Origin of the sequence: Campylobacter concisus, from assembly GCF_015229955.1 — a bacterium.
In the GTDB taxonomy this organism is placed as follows: domain Bacteria; phylum Campylobacterota; class Campylobacteria; order Campylobacterales; family Campylobacteraceae; genus Campylobacter_A; species Campylobacter_A concisus_AT.
Genome location: NZ_JAAKYZ010000002.1, coordinates 196,431 through 221,635 on the forward strand (window position 1 = coordinate 196,431; position 25,205 = coordinate 221,635).

Genomic DNA, 25,205 nt, shown 5'->3' on the forward strand with positions numbered 1-25,205 from the left:
CAATGTATGACACTTCGTTTTCATACCTTGTATAATCTTGCTCTGCCGAGGGCTACAATGCGAGATATAAGAAGCGTTAAAACGCTTCATCTCGCTAACAAATTTTATGAAAGGATATCATATGCTAAAAAACATTAAGGATAAAGTGCTCTCCACAAGGATAACTTATCAACAATATGATAAGTTATCTAAAATAGCTCTAGAGTTAGATATGTCAAGATCAGAAATTATTTCCTATCTTATTGATAATGGAATTACAAACTCTGAACCCATAAAAAAGAAGGAGCTAGATCCAGCAATCCTTGCAAATTTTTCTAGACCTTTTAATAACATTAATCAAATAGCAAAGAAACTAAATATAGCTTATAAGACCAGTGGCAATATAGATTTAGAAGTGATACTGCGAGCACAAGAAGATTTGTACAAAACTCAATCAGTGCTAACTGAAATTTTAAGCCTAATAAGGAGTAGATATGATAGTTAAGATCTCAAAGGGAGAAAAGGGCATAGCCGATTATCTAAAAACTGGCAAGAAAAGAGATTCAAAGCTAACTAGAGATGAAAAAGATGATAGATTGCCACTGGCTGGAAATTTAGATCTTATCGAGATGTCTGAAAGGCACCAGATAAAGAAAAAGAATAAGAAACATAACTACTATCATATATCCTTGTCATTTACTTCAGAGGAGTGGAGCAGACTATATGAAAGTGGCAATATAGATGAGCTTATAATGGATTTTTTGAGGCTAACTTTCCCAAATCACGACATAGATGAGCTACTTTTTTATGCTGAAGCTCATCTGCCTATAATAAAAGAAGAGCCATATATTCCTCGTCCAGAAGGGGCGCTAGAAAATAGAACATTAAACAAGAAACATAAAAACGGTGAACCTTTAAAAAGAGAGCCTCATATTCATCTAATAGTCTCTTTTGAAAATATGAAATTTACTCATAGCGTAAAAACTGGTGGAGTAATATATACAAAAGGTGCAGCCAAGCAACAAGTAAAAGCTATTATGGCTAAATCAGCAGAGAAATTTAAAAGAGTAGTTAATGACATCTTATCTAACAAGTATGGATTAAATAATATAGAGCCTTTAAGTATGGATGAAGACCAACTAAAAAAGCAATATGAAAGCTTTAAAAGTGCAGCACAAAAGGTTAAGAAAGGCAAAGAAAAAGATACGCAGATGAAGATAGAAACGGATGTAGTGATCGAGCCAAAAGCAAATATAAAAGAGCACAATATAAGTGTTGAAGAGCTACTAGCTGATGCTAAAAATTCTACAGCTGATTATATATTAAGAATGATAGAAGAAGATGAGAGTTTCAAAAAAGACTACTATGATAGGGCAAAGAGACTTAATGCAGTGGATATAAGGGAATTTTTGCCTATGATCAATGCAAAATTTAACATCACTGCAAAACCTGAAATGGTAAATGACAAATATAAAGTAAGAGTGGATGGTTTTAAGGGAACTTATAATCTAACTGACCTAATGTGTAAGATAGTCTATAATGGCAGAAAAGGAGCGTTGTTTCACGTAGTTAATGAGCTAGAGCAAATGCTTATAGAGCTTCAAGCTAATAAAAATGAGCCAAAGATAACATTAAGTGTAAGTAGTGACTTTGGCACGCCAAATAAAGACCCAAAAACTCAAGTGTTAAATAGCTGGAAAACAATACAAATAGAGCCATACAATCTAAAATCAATACTTAAAAACTATTCAGCTATATCAGTGGCAACTTTTAAAGATAAAAGTGAAGAAGCTGGTAATATTGATAGTATAACTCCTACGCTTATATATGATATAGATAACTCTAAATTTAGTGCAAATGATGCTCAAAATTTACTACAAAGTAAAGGAATAAAAGGCTTCATATACCCAACCACATATCAAACACCAGACACAAAAGTAGAGAAATTTAAACTCATCATACCCACAACAGATGCTCCAAGCTTAAATGAATATGATGAATACATAAAAGAGATAACAAGAGAGCTTGGGCTATATAACATAGTAAATAACTCCAGCTTGCATCCTAGTAAATTTCACTACACTCCAGTGCCAGGATCTGAACTTGTAAGCATTAGTGGAAAAACTTTTGATAATACAAGAGCCATTGAAGATGCTGGCTTAAAAACAGATATTAATAATATGGATATTAAAGCCATATATGAAGATTTACAAAATCTAAGAAAATATGAGCTTAGTCATGAACCAAAAGATACCAACTCGCATATTAAAAGAGCAAGCTACCAAGCTATATCATCAAAGATTCCAATAAAAGAGCTAATAGAATACTTTGACGAGAATACTGTGGTTAAAAAATATAAAGATTATCAAATACTCTTTAATAATAACAGTAGATATCTATACTTGCCAGAAGAAAACACAGCCTATTCTTTTAACCAAAATAGACACTATACTCCATATATCTACATTAGAGATAAATTTTATGAAGCAGCCAGAAAGATAAAAACCGGATTTTTAAATGATGGCGTCATTAAAAAGTTAGGACTTAAACAAAATGAATATGAAGGCTTCGTAAAAGGTATCGATGGCCATTTAGATATAAATAGATGCTATTTAGCTTTTATAAATAGAACTGAAAGCTTTAAAAAATACCTGCCAGATATAGTTAAAATTAACTATCAAGGCTTAATTTATAATATAAAAACCTATATGAAAGATTGGCAAGATATGCAAGGTTTTAATAAGCTAAAGGAGCGTTATAAAACAGATAAGATCTCTCTAATAAATGATTATATATCATTTGGCTCACTAAAAATAACAAAGCAAGAGTTGCACGATCAAGGACTTGATAAGGACTTTGGGGTGGAGCAATCAACACAACAATCAAATGAGATAGAGGGCAAAGAGCAAAATGTAAAGTCAGGGTATGATAGTTTGGAGAGATAGACTATTATGAGCTGTTATAGAACCAAATTATTAGCCATCTCTCACCCCATAAAACCAAACGGCAAAGCAAACATATCATCATCTAGTTTTACGGCCGTATCTCCAACATAAAAGACTATGCCTTTATCAAATTTACTTTGTAAATTTTCTTTTAGATGGTAGATATGTTTAAAGTCATCTTTGCTGATAGTTTTTGAGGATTTGACCTCTATGGCTATGAGTCTGCCCGATATCTCAAGGATAAAGTCTATCTCTTTTTGATCGCTCGTTCGGTAGTAGTATATATTCGCTCGTTTTTTGCTACTTGTATTTGCCTTTAGTAGTTCATCAAATACAAATGTCTCATATATGGCACCTTTATATGAAGAATTTGCAAGATCTTGAGCTGATGAAATTTGAAGTAAGTGTGCCAGCACCCCTGTGTCGGTAGCAAAAATTTTAGGAGTTTTTATGAGTCTTTTTAGAGCGTTGTTAAAGTATGGCTGAAGCTTTTGGATCTGATAAGTATGCTCCAGCACGCTAAAATAGCTATCAAACGTCTTATTATCAAGCCCAGACTCTAGACATAGCTCGTTTTTGTTAAAGATATTGCCGCTTCTTAGCATACACAATCGGTACATGGTGATAAATTTATCCATATTTCTGATGTTGCCTATCTCTTTGGCGTCTGATTCTATATATGTTCTTATATATGAGCTAAACCAGAGATATTTTGATTTTTCAGAGGTTATCTTTGTGATCTCTGGGTAGCCGCCGTTTATGATCTTTTCAGATAAGCCCTCATTATCATACTTCTTTAGTGCAAGATGGCTTATATCACCACTTAAAATATCTATCAAATTTTCATCACTATGATTTAACTCTTTTTGAGAAAGTGGATATAGCTCTACTATGCCTATCCTGCCGGCAAGCGAGTCTGAAATATCTTTAAAGCCTTTTAAATTTGCAGAGCCAGTTAATATGAACTGACCATTTGTTCTGTTTTTATCTACAAATTCTTTTATAGCTAAAAGCAGTATGGGAACTCTTTGTATCTCATCTATCACGATAGGCTTATTGCAGTGTTCTATAAAGCCTTTTGGGTCGTTTCTTGCGGATTCATATATATTAATATCATCAAGCGTTATGTAGTTTGGTATATCTAAATTTAATGCAAGGGTTGATTTGCCAACTTGCCTAGCTCCGCTTATCAAAAGCACAGGAAAGCTTTTCATATACTCTTTTATCTCATCAGCTACGGCTCGTTTGATGTACATAGTATTTTATCCTTAAATATTTAGGAGTATAATACTACAATATATATAAATTTACAAGGATGGTTTGGTTAAGATAATTGTATATTTAAATTTAATTCGAACTAAAACTGGCAAGATTAAGTCAGTCACTGTGATTTTCCATCACACTGAGTATTTTATTGGTAGAGTTTTAAGCAATATCACCTCAGATTTTCATATTGACAAATGGTGGCCAAATTTTACCTCAAAAGGAGCAGCACAATAACCATTTTTGGAATATTGCACAGGCTCTTTTATATTGCGACCTAACTTCCCAATAAATTTTTACCTCATAACTTTATACAGTAGTGATTTATAGCTATCCACTACGTCATAGACCACGCTATCGTTGCTTATAGCCTTAAAATGCTCCTTTGCGCAGTGGATTTTGGACTCTTCGACTTGGCGAAGCTGCATAGAGTTCATAGACCCTTTAGTCTCCGCGACAAAATAAATGTGCTTGATATCACCCTCATAAAATGCAATCGCCCTAAAAAGACAAACCTCTCCAGATACATCAGTCATATATATAGACGAATTTAAAGGAAATATAGAAAAAGAGAAATATCAGCTAGCGATGTATGATAAAAACCGTAAACTAGTAGATATATTAAGAAATAGACATTCACAAACAATAAAAAATATAATAAACGAATTTGAAATACAACCACAAGTAGTTGTAATGGATATGTTTAAGCCATTTAGAAGCGTAATAAATAGTAATATAGTTCAGGCCCAAATAGTAGCAGATAAATATCATGTAATAAGACAAGGGATATGGGCATTAAGAGATTTAAGAGTAGAATTATTTAACAAAGACAATGAAAAGTATAAGAAGTTAAAAAAATATTGGAAAATACTAAGTAAAAGCCCAATAAGTCAGTTTAGTCAAAGACAAAAAGAAATATTAAAAGAGATATTAAAAGTAGATAAGACATTGAAAAAGATGTATAGAATAATAAAAGAATTTTACAATGATGTTTGAGAGCAAGACAGTAAAGACAATGAGAAGGAGAATAGAACAATTAATTGAAAAATTGAGAGTATTTAATATAAAGCAAAGTATAAAACTAGCAGATACAATAACAAGTTGGAAAAAAGAGATAATAAATATAGTAGAATATAAAATAAACAATGGGTTTGTAGAAGGAAATAACAACAAAATAAAAGTAATAAAAAGAGTATCTTATGGACTAAGAAACTATGAAAGATTTAGAAAATTGATATATTTACGTCTTTGCAATAGATAGAGGTGTTTTTACACCCCCACTATTGACAAAGAACCATAATAAATTTTATCCGCTCTATAAATTTAAAAATTGAATACCCTTTTTACATACATTTAAAAGAAAAATTTATATATAATCCTAAGATAAAAAATTAATAATTATACTTAAGGAGCAAACGTGCAAATTCCTATTCGCTACGGCAAAGATGATATTATCGACCTAAGCGTTCCGGAAAAAAATTTACTGAGAGTTTTTAACCCCAACCCCGTGACTAAATTCGACGAAACGACACTCATCGCAAAGGCTCTAGCTAATCCGATAAATCAAAAAAGCTTTGATGAGTTTATCGCTGGCGATGAAAAAATCGTCATCATCGTAAACGACGGCACTCGTCCGACTCCTACAGCTAAAATTTTAAAGCAAATTTACCCAAAAATTCGCGATAAGAATAAAATTTTCATCATCGCCACGGGCTGCCATAGAGAGGGAACATTAGACGAATACAATATGATATTTTCTAAAGAAATTTACCTTGAGATTAGAGCCAAAAATGAAGTGCATGATCATGACTCAAAGCATGATGAGATGGTATTTTTAGGCGAGAGCAAAAACGGCACGCAGATGTATCTAAACAAAATCGTGGCCGAGGCGAAAAAGGTGATCGTCATAGGCTCGGTTGAGCCACATTATTTTGCAGGCTATACTGGCGGCAGAAAGGCCTTTTTGCCAGGCACCGCATCATACGAGAGCATCACACAAAACCACAAACTAGCCCTTAGTCCTGACGCTCAGGCACTGCGCCTTGAAGGTAACCCCGTGCATGAAGATATGATCGATGCGATGAAGGTGCTTTCAAATATCGACGTATTTTCTATACAAACCGTGCTTGATAGCGAACATGGCGTCTATTACGCAAGTGCTGGCGATCTAAACGATAGTTTTTATGACTGCGTGAAAAAGGCAGACGAGGTCTTTTGCGTAAATATTCCGCGCAAGGCAGATATCGTGATCTCGGTCGCGCCCTATCCGATGGACGTCGACCTTTATCAGGCGCAAAAGGGTGCGGACGCAAAAATAGTCATCTTGCCGTTTGGCTCTATGACTGTGCCTAAGGTTTAAGTATGGCTAAAATTTTATACTATGATGCTAGCTGCGGTATTAGCGGAGATATGAATTTAGGCGCGCTGGTGGATCTGGGCGCGGATTTTAGCTATCTTTGCGCCGAGCTTGCTAAGCTAAATTTAGCTAGCGAGTTTTACCTACGCAAGCGCAAAGTGCTAAAACACGGTATCTCCGCAACCAAAATAGACGTCGTCTGCGCGGCAAATCGGGGTCAGCTTCCGCTTGGCCTCTTAGGCGCTAAATTTAGCCCGCGTCAAAATTTAAACGGCAAAATTCACGGCGCCGAATTTAGAGCAGATAAGCCCGCCCAAAACCATCCTCGTCCGCGAAATTTCACGCAAATTTTAGAGCTTATCGAGGGTTCTAGCCTAAGCGCTTTCGTAAAAAAAACGGCAAGCGAAATTTTTAGCGTTATCGCGCAGGCCGAGGCCAAAATCCACGGCACTAGCGCAGAGCAAGTACATTTCCACGAAGTGGGCGCCGCGGACAGCATCGCGGACGTAGTGGGTGCGGCTATTTGCTTGGAGGCCTTGGGTGCGCCGCAAATTTTTGCTTCGCCTATCGAGCTTGGCGGCGGTTTTGCGCACTGCGCTCACGGCAGGCTGACCGTACCGGCGCCTGCGGTTTGCGAAATTTTAAAAGGCGCGCAAGTAAGCCTAGGGCGAGCGAATTTCGAGATGACTACGCCCACAGGAGCGGCGATTTTAAAGGCCTGCGCACTAAATTTAAGGGAGCAAGACCGCCGCGAGTCGCCGCGAAATTTTAAAATTTTAAGCACGGGCTACGGCGCTGGCGATAAAGACGTCGCAGATTTTGCCAACGCACTTCGCGTGATACTTTGCGAAACGAGCGAGGATTTAGGCTTAAAAGATGAGCCAAATTTGAGCGTGCAGATCGGCTATGGCGAGCTTTGCGAGCGGATTTTAATCTCCACTAATATCGACGACATGGACGCCGAGAGCTTTGCCTTTGCGTGCGATATTTTGCGAGATAGCGGCGCGCTGGACGTATTTAGCAGGTCTATTTTTATGAAAAAGGGGCGCGCGGGCTTTGAGCTAAACGCGCTGTGCCGCAAGCAGGACGCCGCGCGGATAAAGGGGCTAATTTTCGCGCATACGACGGCGATCGGAGTTAGAGAGTGCGCCGTGAGGAAAACCGAGCTTGCGCGCGAGTTTTGCGAAGTAGAGACTAAATACGGCAAAATAAGGCTTAAAATTTCGCGCGGCCGGGTTTACGGTTTTAACGCCGAGCAAAATTCGACGGATGAAAATTTAGCCCGAAATTACCCCGAAATTTTAAAAATCAAGCCCGAATTCGAGGACTGCAAAAAAGCCGCGCAGAGATTTCAAACGACGATCTGCGAGGTTAGAAACGAGACTTTAAAAAAATATGACGAAACTAGAAATTCTAAAAAATGATATAAAAAAGCTGGAAAATTTAGCCGTAGCGTTTAGCGGCGGCGTGGATAGCTCGCTACTGCTGCGCGTTGCCGCCGATACGCTAGGCCGGCGCGCGGTAGCTATCACGCTAAAATCGCCCTATATGTCGGGGCGCGAGATAAAAGAGGCGGTGGAATTTACCCGTACTTACGGCATCAGGCACGAAATTTTAGAGCTAGAAGCGCCCGAAGCGGTAAAAAATAATCCGCAAGATCGCTGCTACGTCTGTAAAAAGGCGGTTTTTACGCGGCTAATCAAGCTGGCAAAGCATCTAGGCTTTACAAACGTCGCCGACGGTACGAACTTAGACGACCTTGGCGAATACCGCCCGGGGCTTAAAGCAAAAGACGAGCTTGGCGTGCTTTCGCCGCTTAAAGGCCTCAAAAAATCAGAGATTAGAGAGCTTAGCCGCGAGCTTGGACTGCCGACCGCGGATAAGCCCAGCTACGCGTGCCTTCTGACGCGTTTACCGCACGATAGGGAGTTTTCCGCGGAGGAAATTTCGCTCGTGGAGCGAGCCGAAAATCTGCTAATCTCGCACGGATTTTTAAATATTCGCGCGCGATTTGACGGCAAAGCCTTTAGGCTGCAAATGGGTGCGAGCGAGACTAGGCGCTTTTGCGCGGGAGATTTTAGCGCCGTCGTACGCGAGATTGCTTCGCTTGGCGAGTATGATATTTTGCTTGATTTAAAAGGGCTTCGCGGGGAGATTTTAAATGACGAGAGATGAGGCTTTAAATTTCATTCGTACCGTAAAATCGGGCGAAAAAAGCGAGCGCGAAGCGATAGAGTTTTTACGGGATTTTCCTTTTAGCGACGTGGGATGCGCCAAGATCGACACTCAGCGTGCTTTGCGAAATGGTACTGGTGAGGTGATATATGGGGCAAATAAAACAGATGATGAAATTTTGCAAATTGCTAGTGTGATCGGCGAAAAAAATGAAAATATCCTAATCACAAGAACAAATGAGAATGTTTTTGAACGCATACGTGAGATCTTTCCGCAGGCAAATTTTAATGCTCGTGGCCGCGTCATCAGCGTCAAATTTAAAGAGCCCGCGCTCACGCAAAGCTACATCGCGATAGTTTCCGCAGGCACCGCCGACGGCGCGGTAGTGGAGGAAGCGTACGAAACGGCGAGATTTCTAGGCAACGACACGCGTAAATTTAGCGACGCAGGCGTGGCAGGACTACATAGGCTGGTCGCAAAGCTCGATGAGATACGTGGTGCAAAGGTCGTCATCGCCGTTGCTGGCATGGAGGGCGCACTTGCTAGCGTGTTAGCAGGCCTCGTGAGCGTACCCGTGATCGCAGTGCCCACCAGCGTGGGATACGGCGCGAGTTTCGGCGGACTGGCGGCGCTGCTAGCGATGCTAAACAGCTGCGCAAACGGCGTCAGCGTCGTAAATATCGACAACGGATTCGGCGCCGCGTATAACGCGAGCCTGATAAATCATCTCTGAATTTACGCCGCTTGCGAGGCAAATTTAACGGCTAAATTTAAAAGAAAAGCGTTGCTAGAGGAAAATTTAAGCGAGCAAAAAAGTGCTGCAAAGCGCATGCAAAAGCTGCAAACAAGGCAAAGCGCGCGAACTAGGCTAGTATTTTAGCCGCGGCTGGCATGATTTTAGCGGTAGAAATTTACATCGCGATCTGCGTAAAGGGCGGCTTTGTGCGCCACTACACGGGCGACGTTTTGGCGGTTATCTTGCTTTACGCTTTGACGCGGGCTACATTTAGCGCGCCGCCGTCAAATTTGCCACTTAAAATTTTCGCGTTCGCGGCAGCCTCGGAGCTCGCGCAGTATTTTGGTGCCGTGCAAATTCTAGGCATAGAAAATAAAATTTTAAAAGTAATGATCGGCGGAACGTTTGATTTCGCCGATCTGCTCTGCTACGCGGTTGGCTGCGTCCTAGCGGGCGCTTATGAAAAATTTGAAAGTAAAATTTGGCAAATGAGAAGCGATGGATAAAGAAAAAGCCGTGCAAAAGATGACCGAGGTTATGGCAAAATTTGTTGGATACACGGGCAAGGTGCTGCCTGATGACGTGACGGCGAAGCTGCTTGAGCTTAGTAAGCGTGAAACGCAACCACTGGCAAAAGAGATCTATAAAACGATGTTTGAAAACCAGCGCCTAGCTAAGCAGCTAGACCGTCCGTCCTGCCAGGATACGGGCGTGATCCAGTTTTTCGTCCGTTGTGGCGCAAATTTTCCGCTCATCGGAGAGCTTGAGGAGCTGCTTCGAGAGGCCGTACTGAGAGCGACGCACGAGGCTCCGCTGCACCATAACAGTGTCGAGACATTTGACGAGTATAACACCGGTAAAAACGTCGGCAAGGGCACGCCTAGCCTGTTTTGGGAGATCGTGCCAAATAGCAGCGAGTGTGAGATAGACACATATATGGCAGGCGGCGGCTGTAGCCTACCTGGCAAGGCGACCGTGCTGATGCCTGGCTGGGCTATGAGGGCGTCGTTAAATTTGCTATGGATATAATGACAAGCTACGGCATAAACGCCTGTCCGCCACTACTAGTGGGCGTTGGTGTGGGAACTTCGATCGATGTGGCATCTTTGCTGTCTAAAAAGGCGCTGATGAGGCCGCTTGGCTCTAAAAATTCAAACGAACGTGCCGCACTAACCGAAAAGCTGCTAGAAGATGGCATAAATAAAATAGGTCTGGGCCCACAAGGCATGAGCGGTGCAAGCTCGGTTATGGGCGTACATATAGAAAACTGCGCCCGCCATCCAAGCGTCATAGCCGTTGCTGTAAATGTGGGCTGTTGGTCGCACCGCAAAGGTCATATCGTCTGGGACGCTGATCTAAATTTCGACGTAAAATCGCACAAGGAGTTTGCGCTATGAGTAAGAAAATTTTAACCACGCCTATAAGCGCCGAGGATCTAGCAGATATCAAGATCGGCGACGTGATCTACCTCACGGGGCACATCAGTTTGTAGATTTGGCTAGCACACAAAGAGAGCTAGCAGATGAATTAGGAGCTAAGTTTTTAGAATTTTGCAATTCATACCTAAATGAAAAATGTGTTATTGCCAAAAGTGAATTTACTTACCAAGAATCTTTTTTGCCAGCAAGCCTAACTATCGAAGCCTACACTAAAAAACCGACTGCTAATACAACAATGGTAGATGCGTACATTGGTAATGTGCATTTTAGGTTAAATTATGATTATGTATATGAAGAGTATGATGATGACCATTTTAAAGATGAATATGCGTATCAATATCTTGACTTTCAAATATAACAAGTGCTATAATATAACTAAGTTATATTTAAAGAAAGGAGGGTAAATCATGGCAAACGGAGATTATGAAGTAACTCATAATAGGATTCTTAATAGTGTAAAGAAAAAAATATCATTCATACAAAGGTAAAGTAGGCAAGATTGCTGATAATATAATAGACAGAAATTTTAAAGCTGATAAGCCGTTACAAAAATGGAGTACTGATGTATCTCAATTTAACTTTTCATGGGGTAAATGCTACATTTCACCAATACTTGATATGTATACAAATGAAATAATCTCTTATGACTTATCCTTAAGTCCTAATTTAGAGCAAATATCTAAAAAGATTTTGTTAACTTCTTTATATTGAGGATAGGAGACTATATAAAAGATTTTTACTATTAATTAGAAAGAGTGGATAAATGGGAAAAGGTTTCTTTAAGAATAAAAAATTATGCATATTGGTTCTCTCTGTATTGCTATTGCTTTTAATACTAACTTTTATTTGTTTAGGAAGATATCCGGTTAGCCCCTATGAAGCATTTATGATTATATACAAAACAATAACCGGAGATGTTAGCGGCTTAGGCGTACATGAAACTAGTGTAGTAATTGACATAAGACTACCTAGAATACTTATGGCAGTTTTAGTAGGTGCAGGGCTATCACTGGCAGGAGCAGCATATCAAACTGTTTTTTCAAACCCTTTAGTTAGCCCGGACTTACTAGGGGTGTCTTCAGGAGCAGGTTTTGGGGCGGCTTTATCTATATTATTATCCCTAGACATGATAGTGACTCAGCAAGTTTCTTTGCTTCTGGGGCTTTTAGCAGTTTATATAGTTTTAAACCTATCCAGAGTAAAAAAACGAACAGATTTGTATGTGTTAGTTTTATCCGGAGTAATTGTAAAGTCACTATTTGATGCTTCAATATCATTTATTAAATATATAGCAGATCCGGAAGATAAGCTTCCAACTATCACTATGTGGTTGCTGGGAAGTTTAGCAAGTGTATCCTATAGAGACCTTGTTATTTGTTCAATAATAATAATACCTTGTATTTTCGGCTTCTTTCTATTAAGGTGGAAATTGAATCTTTTATCTCTAGATTCTGATGAGGCTAGGTCTTTAGGAATTAATGTAAAAAAATTACGTATTGTGGTTATTTTACTCTCAACATTGATAACTGCAACTACAGTTTCTGTATGTGGAATTATAGGATGGATAGGTTTAATAATTCCCCATTTGGCCAGAATGGTTATCGGAAATGATAATAGGTACCTTATTCCAACTTGTTGTGTTATGGGAGCAATTTATTTATTACTGATAGATACCCTTGCAAGAGCAGCTACAAGCAATGAAATTCCCATTTCAATATTAACAGCATTTATAGGTGCGCCATTATTCATAACTATACTTAGAAAAAATTTGGGAGAAAGAAGATGATACTCCAAGTTAAAAAAGGTACTTTTTCATATGGCAAGAGAAAAATTTTAAAAGATATTTCATTTGATTTAAAAGAAGAAGAAATAATGTCCATTCTTGGACCCAATGGGGTGGGTAAAACTACTTTCTTAAGGTGTCTTATGGGGTTTTTAAAATGGGACACGGGAAAAGCCTTATTGTTCGGCAAAGATATAAATGAATATGCAGAAAAAGAATTATGGGAAAACTTAAGTTATGTTCCTCAAGTTAAGAAAAGTGTGTTTAGTTATGGGGTTTTAGAAATGGTTGTGATGGGTTTAGACAAGGAAAACAGTTTTTTCCATATCCCTACGAAGGAAGATTATGATAAAGCTTATGAAACTTTAAAAGAATTAGGAGTTGAAAAGCTATCAAATAGATACTGTGATGAGCTATCCGGAGGAGAGCTTCAAATGGTTATGATTGCGAGAGCTCTTGTTTCTAATCCAAAACTTCTTATTTTAGATGAACCGGAGTCAAACCTGGATATGAAGAATCAAATTAGAATCATAGAGGCAATTAAACATATAAATGTAAATAAAAAATCTGCTTGCATAATAAACACTCATTTTCCTAGTCATGCATTGCAGATATCTGACAAAACTTTGTTTATCGGTAGTGACTACAAAACAACCTTTGATGAAAGTTCGAAAGCCATTACTGAAGATAACTTACAAAAGTATTTTCAGATCAAAGCTAAAATTTTAGTTTTTCAAGCAGAAGAAGTTGAATACAAAACAGTTGCACCTTATAAAACCATATAGAACTGTTAGAAGGAGGTTAATGAATGGAATATAGAAAATTAGGATCTACAGGCATACAAATTTCAAGAATATCTATGGGAAGTCATCACTTAAAGAATCCCCAAGATATAGATAAACATGCAGAAAATTTCTTCTATGCATATAAACAAGGAATAAATTTCTTTGAAACCGGCGATACTTATGGAAACAATTGTTCAGAACTTATATTAGGTACAGCCATAAAAGAAATGAAGAAGCATAAAAAACCATTTTATATTATGTCAAAGACACATGCCGGAGATTCTAAAACATTTCGAAAAAATCTTGAAAATTCTTTGAAGAATTTAGGAATAAGTTGTATTGACTCCTTTACTTGTCTTTGGGGTGTAAAATCTTTTGAAGAATGGAGAGGAGCTAAAAACTATGGAGCTATAAGAGAGATGGAAAAAGCAAGAGAAGAAGGACTTATTAAGCATATTACTTTTTCTTCACACTTACAAAATAAAGAACTAATTGAGATGATTGGGGAGTATAAATTTGATTATAGTTTACAGGGCTTTAATATAATTAATTCCAAATACAGATTAAAAGGAATAATGAAGACTCATGAAAAAGATATAGGGACAATAGCTATGAATCCGCTGGCAACAGGAGACTTGTTGCTTTATGAAGATATATTTAACGCTATTCGTATAAAAGAAGACCAAACTTTGGTTCAAGCGGCATATGCATATATTCTGTCCTTTCCTTTTATAGATTCTGTACTGGGAACCTTTAATTCAAAAGATGAAATTAATGAAGCTATTAAAACCCTATATCAAGAACCTTACTCTGCTAAAGAAAGGAGTGAACAAGAAGGAAAATTAAAAGAAAGAATTAATCAAGTTGATTTAGAAAGAAAGATAGAAGTTGGCAAAGCTCTTAGACAAAGACCTCATATATTAAGAGAAGAAGTTGCAGATTTGTTTGGAGTTTATCCACTAAGTGTATAATTTTCAAAGGAGGAAAAATGAAAAGAAGGATTAGTTTATTATTATTTTTAGTACTAGCATTAATTTTAAATGCTTGTGGCGGCAGCGAAAAAGAAGCTAGTCAAGTGCAAGAAGTTAAAGAGGTAAAAGAAAGCGAATACTCGGTTACTGATGTTAGAGGAAAAACGATTAAATTTGAAAAAACACCGGAAAGAATTGCAACGGTGGACAAGCCTCTTCCGTCTATAATATATGCAATTGATGGAAAGACAGATAAAATTGTAGGATGCAACCCATCTTCTATTAAAGCTTTTGAAGAAAGTGTTTTAAAAAACATGTATCCACAACTAGCTAATGCGAATACTAAATGGTGTTCAAAAGACTCAGTTGTTAACGTGGAAGAGTTATTGAAGCTAAAACCGGATGTAGTGTTTATTTATTCGAATATTGAGAAAGAAATTGAAAAAATGGAAGCTGCAGGACTTAAGGTAGTAGCTTTAAAGAGGGCAGAATTTGACAGTATAAAAGAAAATATAAAAATGATATCTGAAGTACTTCAAAAGAAAGAACGTGGCGACTTATTAGTTGAATATATGGACAAAGGAATTAATGAAGTAACATCAAAGTTAGCTGAAATAAAAGATGAAGATAAACCAAAAGTTATAGAGTTTTATAGTGACATGAAAATAGCTGTAAAAACATACGACCATTGGATGAAACCAAGTGGAGCCTATAATCCGGCCCACGAGCTTAAGGGTAAATTGGCTGAAGTGGACATGGAGCAGATGATTGTATGGAACCCTGATATCATTTATTTAGGAAATCATTCAGACTTAATGCCGGAAGACTTTATTGAAAATAAGCAGGAAGGTAGAGACTGGTCAACAATTAAAGCTGTAGCTAACAAACAAGTATACAAAATTCCTATAGGTGTTTATAGGTGGGATCCTCCTGGGGTTGAAACTCCGCTTACAGTTAAATGGGCTGCAAAAATACAGTATCCACAATTGTTTTCAGATATGGACATGGAAGTAGAGTTAAAGAATTTCTTTGAATATGTATATGATTACAAATTATCAGATGATGAAGTTGCTACAATATTGAGGAAGTAGTTTTAACAAGAAAGGAAGAAACATGGATAAATAAAAGTATTAGAAATATGATTACAAATTATCAGATGATGAAGTTGCTACAATATTGAGGAAGTAGTTTTAACAAGAAAGGAAGAAACATGGATAAAATAAAAGTATTAGAAAAAGGACATGAATTAGAATATAGCTTTGATGATTTACTAAACTATCATGGTGTAGGTTATCCTGGGGGAGTAGCTCATGCATTTCAAGTCATGAGTAGAGCCTTTCCACTTTTAGATGATGGGAAATTATTAGAAAGAAGAGAGATATATCTTATTACAGCATTTCCGGGACCGGGAGGGCTAGATGCTTTTGAAATGGTAACAAGATGCGTAACAGGTGGTAGAATTTCCGTTGATATTAATTTAAAAGAAGCTGAAGAAGTCTTAGAAAGTCCCCATGGAAGATATTATTTTAAATTCAAGTATAGAGATAAAACAGTCGTTATAACCATAAAGCCAGGTTTTGTACTAAAAGAATTTATTGAATTATCAAGAAAAGAAGATAGAAGTGAAGAAGAAGAGACTACTTTGATTCAGATGAAAAAAGATATGGCAGCAAGACTATTGGCCGCTAAGCCCGAAGAAGTATATAACGCAAAAGTTCTATAAAAGAAAAAGAGAAGGGTTTTGATATGTGCCCTCTTTACTGGACAAACCAGTAAGGAGGGTATTTTTTTGAAAATAAAGATGCGTTTGAGTTATTAGTGTTTGGTTCTTATGGAAAAAATACAGTAATTTTTTAGGCTGTATAATAAATATGGGGTTTTAGGGATTATCCCTAACGAGGTGTTTTTGTCTGACTTGTCAGACAAAAAGTATCCTCGCCCAGATGAAATACAAGATGGCTTTTTGATAGCAAATACCATATATAGAATATATATGCAAGCTGGTTCAGGTTATGCTTTTCGTTGTTTATTGATCCGTTTAAGATAAATAAAATAACATATAGCAAAATATTAAAAAGTCATAAAATTAAGCATAATTTCAGAATCTTAAATAACCTTAAATTATAAATCAACCTTTACTATTTATGTTAACAATCCCATCATTCTAAATAGTTTACTACGCTCACCCTTCCCCTCCTTGATAAAAATTTACCTCTTCAACTAGATCCTTTAGAATTTTTGGAGTTACTGGCTCTCCATAAGTGTTCATGGTGATCTTGTATTGTTGTTCATGCCCTACAAGGGCAGCTATATGTTCAACCCTTTGACCACTTTGAATGAGCTTGTTTATGAAAGTGTGTCTAAATGAGTGAAATGTCCTTGTCTTATCATCATCTTTTATAACTTTAGTATTGATCTTCTTTCTAAAATACTCAGAAAAGTCTTTATTATCACAGCTAAATAACCTAACTGCTTTGCCGCATTTCCTAGCTAGCTTCTTTTTATTCTCTATAAATTCAAATAGCCCAATGCTATTTAGCTTAGAGTGGATAGGAACTATCCTTACAGAGTTTCTAGTCTTTAAAGTCTTACTCTTACCTGTTTTTACATCTATTTTTGTATTTAAACTAAAGCATACTATGTTATATTTTTCAACTATGTCATCTGTGTTTAACTGTATTATCTCATTTAGTCTCATGCCAGAGTAAGCTGCTATATGAGTAACGAAAAATAGCTCATCTTTGCTAATCCTTTGACTTTTAGTGTCACCACTTGATCTAATCTTACTAACAATATCCAAAAGTACATTTACGTCACTATCTTCATAAGGGTTTTTATTTGTAACATCATCTTGGTTTATGTTTATTTGTAGATCTATAGCTGGATTCTTATCTATATAGTCACTATCGTAGCAGTATTTAAAAAACTCACTAACTCTAACAATATACTTCTTGATGGTTGATTTAGAAATTTTTGGTCTATCCTTTGCTAAAGCTATGATCTCATCTAGGCTCTTATCTTTATAGAGACTATTTTGAGAGAGCTTGGTTGGTAGTTGTAGTAAGACATTTCTAAAATTTAGTAAGTCATCTCTTTTTATCTTTTTGATGTCTAGCTCGTCGCCAAATTTCATAGACATTAACCGCCCTACATGTCTAACAAGGCCAAATGTGCTATCACTCCAGTTATTTGAAATGCTTGTGTTTGATATATAGTTTTTAAATGCGCTATTTAGCGTGACCAAGTTAGCTTTACTCTCATTTTTAGTAGAAGAGTCTAGTTTGTATCTAAGACTTTTAGCTCTATTTGAGAAGAGCTTTTGAAAGAAATTTATAGCTTCATTGAAGGTCATGCCACTAGCATCACTTGTATCATCTATCTCAAGGTCTTTAGCCTCAATGTCACTTAAAACTATGCCCTTATCTTCATATTTATCTGCCTTGTATAACTTTACCTGACCACCAAAGTTAGGATCATTTAAATTTCCATACCCAAATTTTAGATCATCACTTAGCTCATTATCTCCATCTGGCAATAACTCACAACCAAATATTCTTAGGATATCGTTTTGTGTGAGTGCGCCTTTTTGCTTAGCTAGCTCATTTATAGAATCTCTTAACTCGCAAACAGAGTGCTTTAAAGACTTTTTAGTAAAAGGCAGCACCAAATCCTGCTTTTTTAAAGCTTCTATGTCGTCTTGATAGCTATCTATGTTAGCCTCTTTAATGCTTTTTACTATTTCGTCTTTGGTGCCATCATCTAAATTTGTGCTCTTATGCTTTTTGCCAAATGGCACAAATGCCTGTTGCTTATCATTTAGTAGCTTTTGGTTTTTGCACATCTTATATGATATGTGATTTATATTATCTATCGTTGCCTCAAGCACTCTTTTGCCAAGAAGCTTTTTGGTGTGAGAGTCAGCGCAAGATAGCTTTTTGCAGATCTCATCAACCTCTTTTGATATGACACTGGGTAAGCTATCTTCTTTTAAACTCTGTTTTAAAAACAAATTTAGTGATAGTAGTCCATCTAAATTTATATATCTGCCAAGCATATCATGCTCTTTGATACTTTTGGCCTCCTTGGCTTTTAAAAGCATAAGCACCAAGTGCTCTATAAGTTCGCTGCTCAAATTCATCTTCCATGCCTTTTTGATCGCGTTAAAAATTATAGAGTAGATCTTAGCACGATTTTTTGCTGTATCAAAGCGTTTTGTGAGGAAGGAGGTTATGTATTCGGTTTTATTACCAAAATAAGGCCTCAAATATAGTGGGATAGCTACTCTAAAGTAGTATATGTCATTTCGTTTGACTAGATATTGCATCTTTGTTACCTATGCAATATAACTTTGTAGCAAAATGTAGCAGATATTTAGTGTGAAACTGGCTGTGTGACGTCTTTTTGGTGCTTACGCAAGGTTTATTTTTAAACCCTCATAAGCCGGAGGTCGGGAGTTCAAGTCTCCCCCGTGACACCATAGATGTCCTACTTATCGATACTTTAACTGCCCTTTTTGCAGTTTCCCTTTCTTTAAAATTTCCTAAAAGTATGGTACATTTTTTATAAAAAGCGGTACATTTTTTCAGGATTGTTTTATTTTACAAGATGCTTTCTATAAATTTGCTTTTATTTTTACTGATAGATAAAATTTATATCTCAAAGTGAGCAAACTTAAATTTATCTAGCTTAAATTTTACGGCACAACTTTTGCTTACTCTTTGAAGCTAAATTTCAAGGAGTAAGCTATGAAAGTCTCTTATAACTCCATCTTAACAAAACAGCACTACCAAAAACAGACAAAAAGCGAAGGCTTTGTAAATTTCTTACCTAAAACTCCAAATATAAATTTGATAGACCAAACCATTATCCCCAAAAACGACTTTGTTTCATCTAACGCTATCGGTTCTCTTTACCAGGCCAAATTTACTTCACAAGAGGGCTATGGATATAGTGTAGATGCTAAAGGATTTATGGGAGCTGACTTTAACAAAGCAGCAGGCTTGCCACAAGACTTTAAAATCCACAAAAGCACACTTGATGCGATAGTGCTGCACAATCAAAAACACCCAAATAGTATAAATTTTTCAATGGAAACAAAAAAAGATAACCAACTCTTTGGAGAGGATAGTTTTGCAAATATCGATCTAGCAAATACCATAAAGCAATACTATAAAATTTTTGATCAAATTTCAGCTGGAGTTATTAGCAAGGGTAAAGAATTTTACTCAAATGAAGATCTAGCAAAGATGCCAAAGGGTTACTTTTCAAAAGATAAAAAAATGGATCATTTCGAATACCTAATGGGTAGGATGACAAGTGACGAGATAGATGGACTAACTGATAGAAGCAATGAAAAGATAACTCATGTATTTAGAACAGCTCAAGACGCAGACGATGCACGTAAGCTAATGAATGATCTAAAAGATATAAATATAAGGGTTAATGGAAATTTCCTTGACTTTTCTCCAGAAGTGATGACAACTGAGCACACTATCCCTTATATGTGGGTTAGTAGTGCTGGATATGACTTCAAGCCTGATATGTCTGTATATGATAACGAACAAGGCTATACAAAGGAGCAAATCTTTGTCGCATTTTTAAAAAACGAGCAAGGTCTTGTGCTACAAGGTGGCACAACAAGGATAACTGACGAGGCTCTTAGTGTGTATAAAAGTTCATTAATACTTACAAAACAAGATAGAAGTGAGATAGGCATACCAAAGGCTTATTATGATGAGATACTATCTGGCAAGAAAGATCTAAAAGATATACTAGCTAGGATTTTAAAGCTTAGAAATTTAGAGCTTAAAAAAGATCAAACGCTTGAGGGACTAGCAAGCAAGATAATGGATGTTTTAAAAGAATTTGATGAGAGGACGAAGGCAAGAGAGCTATAAAATATATAACATAGTAGGCATTCGCTCTAAGCCCTTTTGGCTCCCATACTACTAAATATTTTTTATATTTGCCGATATAAGATATATATTTTAAAAGGATTTAAAATGAATATATCACCAAATTTAGAGCCCATAAATATAAATTTACCCAAAAATATGATCTATTCAAGGGTCCTTCTTGGCGTAGATAGAGTGCAAACTTTAGACAATACAAATTTAAAGTCTGAGCTTAAAGACATCGCTACTAAGCTTATCTCAAATAGCACTTACTCTATCATCCAAGGTGCTAGCACCAGTGGCGTGAAGTCAGAGTATGCTAAAGCAGATAGTGGGACAAACGATGCTTTTTCTTATGTGGATATACAAAGAAGAAACTGGGACAAAAAAGACTTTGAAAACAAATATCTCTTTGGCAAAGATGCCTCAGCACTAAGGAAAGTGGATCAAACTAGCACCTATTTTTCATCTATAAATTCAAAAACTCCCATTAAGCCCATTGCAGCAGCAGATACTAAATTTACAAATTTAAATGACTACGCCTATGAAAAAACGATAAAAACCTCACTGGGTGACATGGAGGTCTTTTTGGATCTTTATGACGATAATGACAAACTAGGCATAGGCAAGCTAGATGCAAATGGATTTTTATTTAACTTTGATAGCAACAAGGACGGAGTGATAAATTCTGGTGATAAATACTTTGATAAGTTAAAGGTTAGAGGCTACGATAAAGACGGAAATGAGAAAATTTTTAAACTAAGCGAAGTTGTAAGCGAGATAAACCTTAACGACTTTATTAAAAAAGATATTAGAAATTTAAGCCATGAGGCTATGGACTTTGCTAGCAAAAACACGGTTGATTATAGAGTTAGTTTAAACAACTCAAACCCTTATACTCTATTTTCAGCCGAGTATCGCTACCAAAAGATAGGCAAAGAAGAGACTAATAAATTTTTCAAAGATCATGCAGACCAAGACGGCTGGGTAGATCTTAGGGATAATAAGATATTTAACGAAGAGAGCGGCTTAAACAACTTTGCCTATGAGAAAGTTGGCTTTGATGGCAAGAAAAGGCTTAGTGAGTTTAACCCTATCATAAAACCATCTGGATCTAAACAAGATAAGAGCTTTTCATACGCAGGCTATCAAAAAGATAGCTTTATGAAATTTTATAACGACTACCAAAAAGAGTCTAGCGCTCACAGCAAAGACGTAGAGTGGATAAGCAAAAATTTAAAAGAAAATGATGTAGAAGACGCAGATGATCTCATCTCAAAGCTAAAAGCCACAAAGTCATCTTATATGATCGCTATGGAGAGTGAGTTTGAAAAAACAACTGGGCTTGAGTTTAGCCTAGAAAATTTAGAAAGAGTAAAGCATGCTTTTGAGAGTGATACGAGCAAGGCTGCAGCTGCTCTAAAGGACACAGATAGCGTAATAGCTATGAAGCTAAACAAAAATGGCACTATCACGCTTAAATTTGATAGCGGAAGAGAGCTAGAGGTAAAAGAAATTTATAACGACACTGGCAAGCTAATCAGCAAAGATGACAAAGATAGTAAAAGAGCAAGTATAAATTTAGATGCTAAGAGCATGAATGATGTAGAACTAAACAGACTTGACTTTAAGGATATAGGCATAAAGCAAGATGATAAGATATCTAGCCTAAAAGAGCTTGGAGCAAAGCTAGTTAAAAACCTCTCTGATAAATTTACAAGTAAATTCCTAATCGGACTTGAAAACGGCAAAAGCATCACCACTAAAGAAATTTATAACATCACTTATCTTGAAAACGACCTCAAATTTAAGGAACTATCTAGCAAAGATAGGCTTTATAAAAAGGTAGATACGAGAGTTTAGGAGTAAATTTATGCAGACTAAAAAGCCTTGGCAAAATAAATCTTTTCATAAAAAAGACGATATCTTTGGTGTGAGTTAAAGCTAAAAGGATATTAGATGATAAACACACTTGGTAGCTACCCCTTGAATTTAGAGCAGAACATAAAGGTATCAACCAAAGCTTCTACCAACCAAACTAGCTCAGAGGTTTTAGGCTACAAGGTAGATAAGGATGGCTACTTTACAGATGAGTTTAATAAGCAAGCTGGCATACCAAGCGGATATAAAATTCACTCAAGCACACTGGAGTCTTTAGTCAGGATAGAGACGCAGCCTGACTATATGCAAAGGGTTTTTGACAGCATCGATATACTAAAAACTGTAAATAATGCCTACAAAGTTCTCTCCCAAGTAGTTGGCGAAGACACACTAAACTCAAAAGATAGCTTTAGCTTAGATGAGATAAGAAATTTCTCTCAAGGCTTTGAGTATAACCGCCAAAGTATGCAAGTAACCAAGATCCATAACTCCATTCATGAATTTGGCTCGGCTGCGGCTGATTTTAACGGCAAAGAGTCAAATAAGCAGATGATAAGCACGCTTTTTTTCAACCCAAGCTTTGATGGCGGAGATGGCAGGCAGCCACTAAAGCCAACAACAGATATCTTTAACAACAACAATGGCGGCAAGGAGAGTGTGGGAAGTGGTGTATTTATGGATCCGCATGGAGAGAAATACACTAATAAAGATGGCTCAATAACCAAAGGCGGACTTATAGCAGCCGTCATAAACAACAACCTTGATGTAAGAGAGGGCGAGACAACAGTACAAGGCAAAAGAGAAGGCTATGATAAGAGCATAGATAGTAAAGAATTTAATAGAGCATTTGAGCTGTTTAATCTAATGGGTGAGATGAAATTTGGACCTGGCTTTATAAATGCTACTGATAATGACATAGCTGGCATGCCTAAATATATGCAAGACTACATCAGATCTAAAAGAGACTTTGTCTATATCGACTTACAAAGTGGCTTTGTGAGCACTCCTGAAGATAGACGTAGGGGATATGAAGAAGACGAACTCTCATTTAAAAAGATGATGGAGCATAATCTAAAAATGCTAAAGCTACTCTTTGGTGAGATAGACAAAGATGGTAAAAAGAGCAAAGACTTTATGGATAGTTTTTTAAAATTTAGTATGCCGCCTTTAAATTTAGTAAAAGAGCTAAATGAAAACCCAGCTGGAAAATACCTAGTAGATATGCTTGGTATAAAAAGAGATGTTGATATAAAGGCGTAAAGGGGGAACTGAAATGATAACTAGCATAAACGGACTTAGCAACACACCGATACAAGATAACACTATCCAAAAAGAAAATGCAAAAATGTCAAAGGAGCAAGAAAAGGCTCTAATTGATTCATATATGCAAAATTTAATAATTGATAATGTTGAAAAATACATCAAAGAAGACAGAAGTAGTGAAAACTGGATAACAGAAACCATAGAGAAGATAGACAATATGCTTTCAAAAAAGTATAGCTATACCATTGATGAAAGGCGAGCTTTATTATCAAAATATCCAGAAAACTTAGAGGAATTTGAAATCAATGTATTACAATCTCACATGGACTGGTTGCTTACCAACTCTGTTGATGGCAAACCAACAATATCTGGACTGATGGTTGGTATTGGCACAAAAGAAGAAGATGAACTAGATGCTTTTATGGAAACTATGTCCTCCCTTTATCCAAATAATAACAAGGAGTCGCTTAGTCTTTTAGATAGAACCGATCTAAGCATAGATGAATTTAAAACGTTATTTGCCAAAGCAAGAGAAAAAGCAACAAAAGATGTTGAAGAACAAAGAAAGCAGATAATCAAAGAAGAGCAAGAATATAATGCAAATTTTGCCAAAGAGCAGTCTGAGAAAAAATTTAAACCTATGCAGGTTAAGAAGAAGTATGAGACCTATGATATAAACAAGGATCAGAAATTTCTCTTTGCAAGAGAGCTTTTAAAATTTAAAGAAAAAAGAGGCATAGATGTCTTAGAGCTTATGCAAAAGATAGACAAGAAGCAAATTTTAAATAAGATGGCTTGATAGATAAAGCAGAACGAGGATCACCATCTAACTTGTCATAGGATAACTTAGCAGCGGCTTGTGCTAGATATAAAGATAATTTAAACCTTTTTATCGACAACCTTTTTACCATTTTCTTCAAGTTTTTGCATAATGCGAAGCACATCGATACCTCGTTCTCTCTCAAGTTCTTGAAGCTTGAGTAAATATGAAAATTTCTCATCCTTAGTAATGTCATAAGTTTCAGTGTTTTTACTTTCAGCCTGGATAGGAGTAAATTTTTTCTCTTTGGTGTCGTCTTTTTCTTCTTCAACGCTCTCTATATCCTGAAAGCCCTTTTTATTCATCTCTTTTAGTATATTGACAGCATTTTTAGCATCTTCGCCAGATAAAGTTATATTAAACCGCTCTTTTAGTGCATATTTAGCCCACTCCTCTTTAAACTCATCAACGCTCATATCACTATCAAGCAGATCAACAGTCCTTGAGTTTTGCATAAATAGCAGTTGGCGATTGCCACGATACTCATTTAAAAATTCATTTACAGTGTATGGGGTATCTCTTAAAATTTTTGGCTTATCGTTGTCTGGTTTTGCTTGCTGACCTTGTATATATTCAACAAATAAACCCTTGCTTTCATTTATGAAATTTTTAAGATCTGATAACTGCTCGCTTGTAAAATCAGGATCATAGCCTCTAAGCTTTCCTATGATAGTGACTTTTGCTTCATCACCTTTTGTAAAGCCAGATAGCGGATATATGTGCCTATCATAAGCCTCAGCTTGAGCTTTTCTATCAAGCCTTGCGTATTTAGGAAAGCTCATACCATATCCCATATCGTTACTAAGTATCTCGTTTATATCGTTAAATTTAAACCCCATCTCACTAGCTATGTGTTCTCTAGACAGATAAGGATATGGTGAGCTAGAAATTTGCATTTTACTATCCTTAGTAAGT

At 36.6% G+C, this 25,205-nt stretch carries 22 protein-coding genes and 3 pseudogenes; 21 read left to right on the top strand and 4 right to left on the bottom strand.

Annotation, left to right across the window (positions count from 1 at the left end):
* The first annotated feature begins 121 nt into the window (after nt 1-121).
* Nucleotides 122-484 carry a plasmid mobilization relaxosome protein MobC gene (locus G6W45_RS05305; RefSeq protein ID WP_103649243.1) on the top strand — a complete coding sequence of 121 codons (363 nt, stop codon included), beginning with the start codon at nt 122-124 and terminating at the stop codon, nt 482-484.
* On the top strand, nt 474-2,924 hold the full coding sequence (locus tag G6W45_RS05310) for an aminotransferase (protein ID WP_194167767.1): 2,451 nt from the start codon (nt 474-476) through the stop codon (nt 2,922-2,924). The genes G6W45_RS05305 and G6W45_RS05310 overlap by 11 nt, the downstream gene beginning before the upstream one ends.
* Nucleotides 2,925-2,965: 41 nt before the next feature.
* Here G6W45_RS05310 and G6W45_RS05315 read toward each other — a convergent pair whose 3' ends face one another.
* Both G6W45_RS05315 and G6W45_RS05320 read right to left on the bottom strand, forming a co-directional pair.
* Nucleotides 2,966-4,180 carry an ATP-binding protein gene (locus G6W45_RS05315; RefSeq protein ID WP_194167768.1) on the bottom strand — a complete coding sequence of 405 codons (1,215 nt, stop codon included), beginning with the start codon at nt 4,178-4,180 and terminating at the stop codon, nt 2,966-2,968.
* Nucleotides 4,181-4,483: 303 nt separating this feature from the next.
* Entirely contained in the window at nt 4,484-4,723 is a 240-nt protein-coding gene (locus G6W45_RS05320; protein ID WP_196780149.1) for a restriction endonuclease, read from the bottom strand.
* A gap of 52 nt (nt 4,724-4,775) precedes the next feature.
* Here G6W45_RS05320 and G6W45_RS09930 point away from each other — a divergent pair, with 52 nt between their 5' ends.
* From G6W45_RS09930 to G6W45_RS05395, 15 genes and pseudogenes are all read left to right on the top strand, one after another.
* Nucleotides 4,776-5,183, top strand: coding sequence for a transposase (locus G6W45_RS09930; protein ID WP_275944602.1), 408 nt, complete (start codon nt 4,776-4,778; stop codon nt 5,181-5,183).
* A complete protein-coding gene (locus G6W45_RS09935) occupies nt 5,173-5,448 on the top strand; it encodes a transposase (RefSeq protein ID WP_194167769.1) in 276 nt (91 codons plus the stop codon). Before G6W45_RS09930 ends, G6W45_RS09935 begins: the two co-directional genes overlap by 11 nt.
* A 156-nt stretch (nt 5,449-5,604) precedes the next feature.
* Nucleotides 5,605-6,495 (top strand): annotated as a pseudogene (locus G6W45_RS05335) (lactate racemase domain-containing protein); the annotation flags it as partial.
* Between the two features lie 53 nt (nt 6,496-6,548).
* Complete coding sequence (larC, locus tag G6W45_RS05340) at nt 6,549-7,967, top strand: nickel pincer cofactor biosynthesis protein LarC (protein WP_009649430.1); 1,419 nt, start codon at nt 6,549-6,551, stop codon at nt 7,965-7,967.
* The gene (gene larE / locus G6W45_RS05345) at nt 7,939-8,718 is read left to right on the top strand and encodes an ATP-dependent sacrificial sulfur transferase LarE (protein ID WP_194167770.1); all 780 of its coding nucleotides are present in this window, start codon (nt 7,939-7,941) and stop codon (nt 8,716-8,718) included. Before larC ends, larE begins: the two co-directional genes overlap by 29 nt.
* Nucleotides 8,705-9,451 (top strand): nickel pincer cofactor biosynthesis protein LarB, encoded by a 747-nt coding sequence (gene larB / locus G6W45_RS05350; RefSeq protein ID WP_103593795.1) that lies wholly within the window; start codon nt 8,705-8,707, stop codon nt 9,449-9,451. The genes larE and larB overlap by 14 nt, the downstream gene beginning before the upstream one ends.
* A 158-nt stretch (nt 9,452-9,609) precedes the next feature.
* Nucleotides 9,610-9,960 (top strand): ribosomal maturation YjgA family protein, encoded by a 351-nt coding sequence (locus G6W45_RS05355; RefSeq protein ID WP_242039069.1) that lies wholly within the window; start codon nt 9,610-9,612, stop codon nt 9,958-9,960.
* Nucleotides 9,953-10,851 (top strand): annotated as a pseudogene (gene ttdA / locus G6W45_RS09995) (L(+)-tartrate dehydratase subunit alpha). Before G6W45_RS05355 ends, ttdA begins: the two are co-directional and overlap by 8 nt.
* Before the next feature lie 97 nt (nt 10,852-10,948).
* Nucleotides 10,949-11,251, top strand: coding sequence for a hypothetical protein (locus tag G6W45_RS05370; protein WP_034965946.1), 303 nt, complete (start codon nt 10,949-10,951; stop codon nt 11,249-11,251).
* Between the two features lie 101 nt (nt 11,252-11,352).
* Nucleotides 11,353-11,583, top strand: a pseudogene (locus tag G6W45_RS09820) (IS3 family transposase); the annotation flags it as partial.
* Nucleotides 11,584-11,656: 73 nt separating this feature from the next.
* Nucleotides 11,657-12,679 (top strand): FecCD family ABC transporter permease, encoded by a 1,023-nt coding sequence (locus G6W45_RS05375; RefSeq protein WP_009649720.1) that lies wholly within the window; start codon nt 11,657-11,659, stop codon nt 12,677-12,679.
* Nucleotides 12,676-13,461, top strand: a complete 786-nt coding sequence (locus G6W45_RS05380) for an ABC transporter ATP-binding protein (RefSeq protein ID WP_009649680.1) — start codon at nt 12,676-12,678, stop codon at nt 13,459-13,461. The genes G6W45_RS05375 and G6W45_RS05380 overlap by 4 nt, the downstream gene beginning before the upstream one ends.
* A 23-nt stretch (nt 13,462-13,484) precedes the next feature.
* Nucleotides 13,485-14,432, top strand: a complete 948-nt coding sequence (locus tag G6W45_RS05385) for an aldo/keto reductase (RefSeq protein ID WP_009649659.1) — start codon at nt 13,485-13,487, stop codon at nt 14,430-14,432.
* Nucleotides 14,433-14,449: 17 nt separating this feature from the next.
* Nucleotides 14,450-15,523 carry an ABC transporter substrate-binding protein gene (locus G6W45_RS05390; RefSeq protein ID WP_009649437.1) on the top strand — a complete coding sequence of 358 codons (1,074 nt, stop codon included), beginning with the start codon at nt 14,450-14,452 and terminating at the stop codon, nt 15,521-15,523.
* 119 nt (nt 15,524-15,642) lie between these two features.
* Nucleotides 15,643-16,155, top strand: a complete 513-nt coding sequence (locus G6W45_RS05395) for a hypothetical protein (RefSeq protein WP_034965947.1) — start codon at nt 15,643-15,645, stop codon at nt 16,153-16,155.
* Between the two features lie 459 nt (nt 16,156-16,614).
* On the opposite strand, the gene G6W45_RS05400 is transcribed toward G6W45_RS05395, so the two are convergent.
* Nucleotides 16,615-18,756, bottom strand: coding sequence for a tyrosine-type recombinase/integrase (locus G6W45_RS05400; RefSeq protein ID WP_103648543.1), 2,142 nt, complete (start codon nt 18,754-18,756; stop codon nt 16,615-16,617).
* Nucleotides 18,757-19,177: 421 nt separating this feature from the next.
* On the opposite strand from G6W45_RS05400, the gene G6W45_RS05405 reads away from it, so the two are divergent.
* The 4 genes from G6W45_RS05405 (at nt 19,178) to G6W45_RS05420 (ending at nt 24,269) form a co-directional block, all read left to right on the top strand.
* Complete coding sequence (locus tag G6W45_RS05405) at nt 19,178-20,329, top strand: Cj0814 family flagellar-dependent secreted protein (protein ID WP_194167771.1); 1,152 nt, start codon at nt 19,178-19,180, stop codon at nt 20,327-20,329.
* A gap of 105 nt (nt 20,330-20,434) precedes the next feature.
* Nucleotides 20,435-22,189 (top strand): response regulator, encoded by a 1,755-nt coding sequence (locus tag G6W45_RS05410; RefSeq protein WP_194167772.1) that lies wholly within the window; start codon nt 20,435-20,437, stop codon nt 22,187-22,189.
* Between the two features lie 96 nt (nt 22,190-22,285).
* Nucleotides 22,286-23,467 (top strand): Cj0814 family flagellar-dependent secreted protein, encoded by a 1,182-nt coding sequence (locus tag G6W45_RS05415; RefSeq protein WP_194167773.1) that lies wholly within the window; start codon nt 22,286-22,288, stop codon nt 23,465-23,467.
* Nucleotides 23,468-23,480: 13 nt separating this feature from the next.
* Nucleotides 23,481-24,269, top strand: a complete 789-nt coding sequence (locus G6W45_RS05420; protein WP_194167774.1) for a Cj0814-related protein — start codon at nt 23,481-23,483, stop codon at nt 24,267-24,269.
* Nucleotides 24,270-24,349: 80 nt separating this feature from the next.
* Here G6W45_RS05420 and G6W45_RS05425 read toward each other — a convergent pair whose 3' ends face one another.
* Nucleotides 24,350-25,186, bottom strand: coding sequence for a Cj0814-related protein (locus G6W45_RS05425; RefSeq protein WP_194167775.1), 837 nt, complete (start codon nt 25,184-25,186; stop codon nt 24,350-24,352).
* Nucleotides 25,187-25,205: the final 19 nt, after the last annotated feature.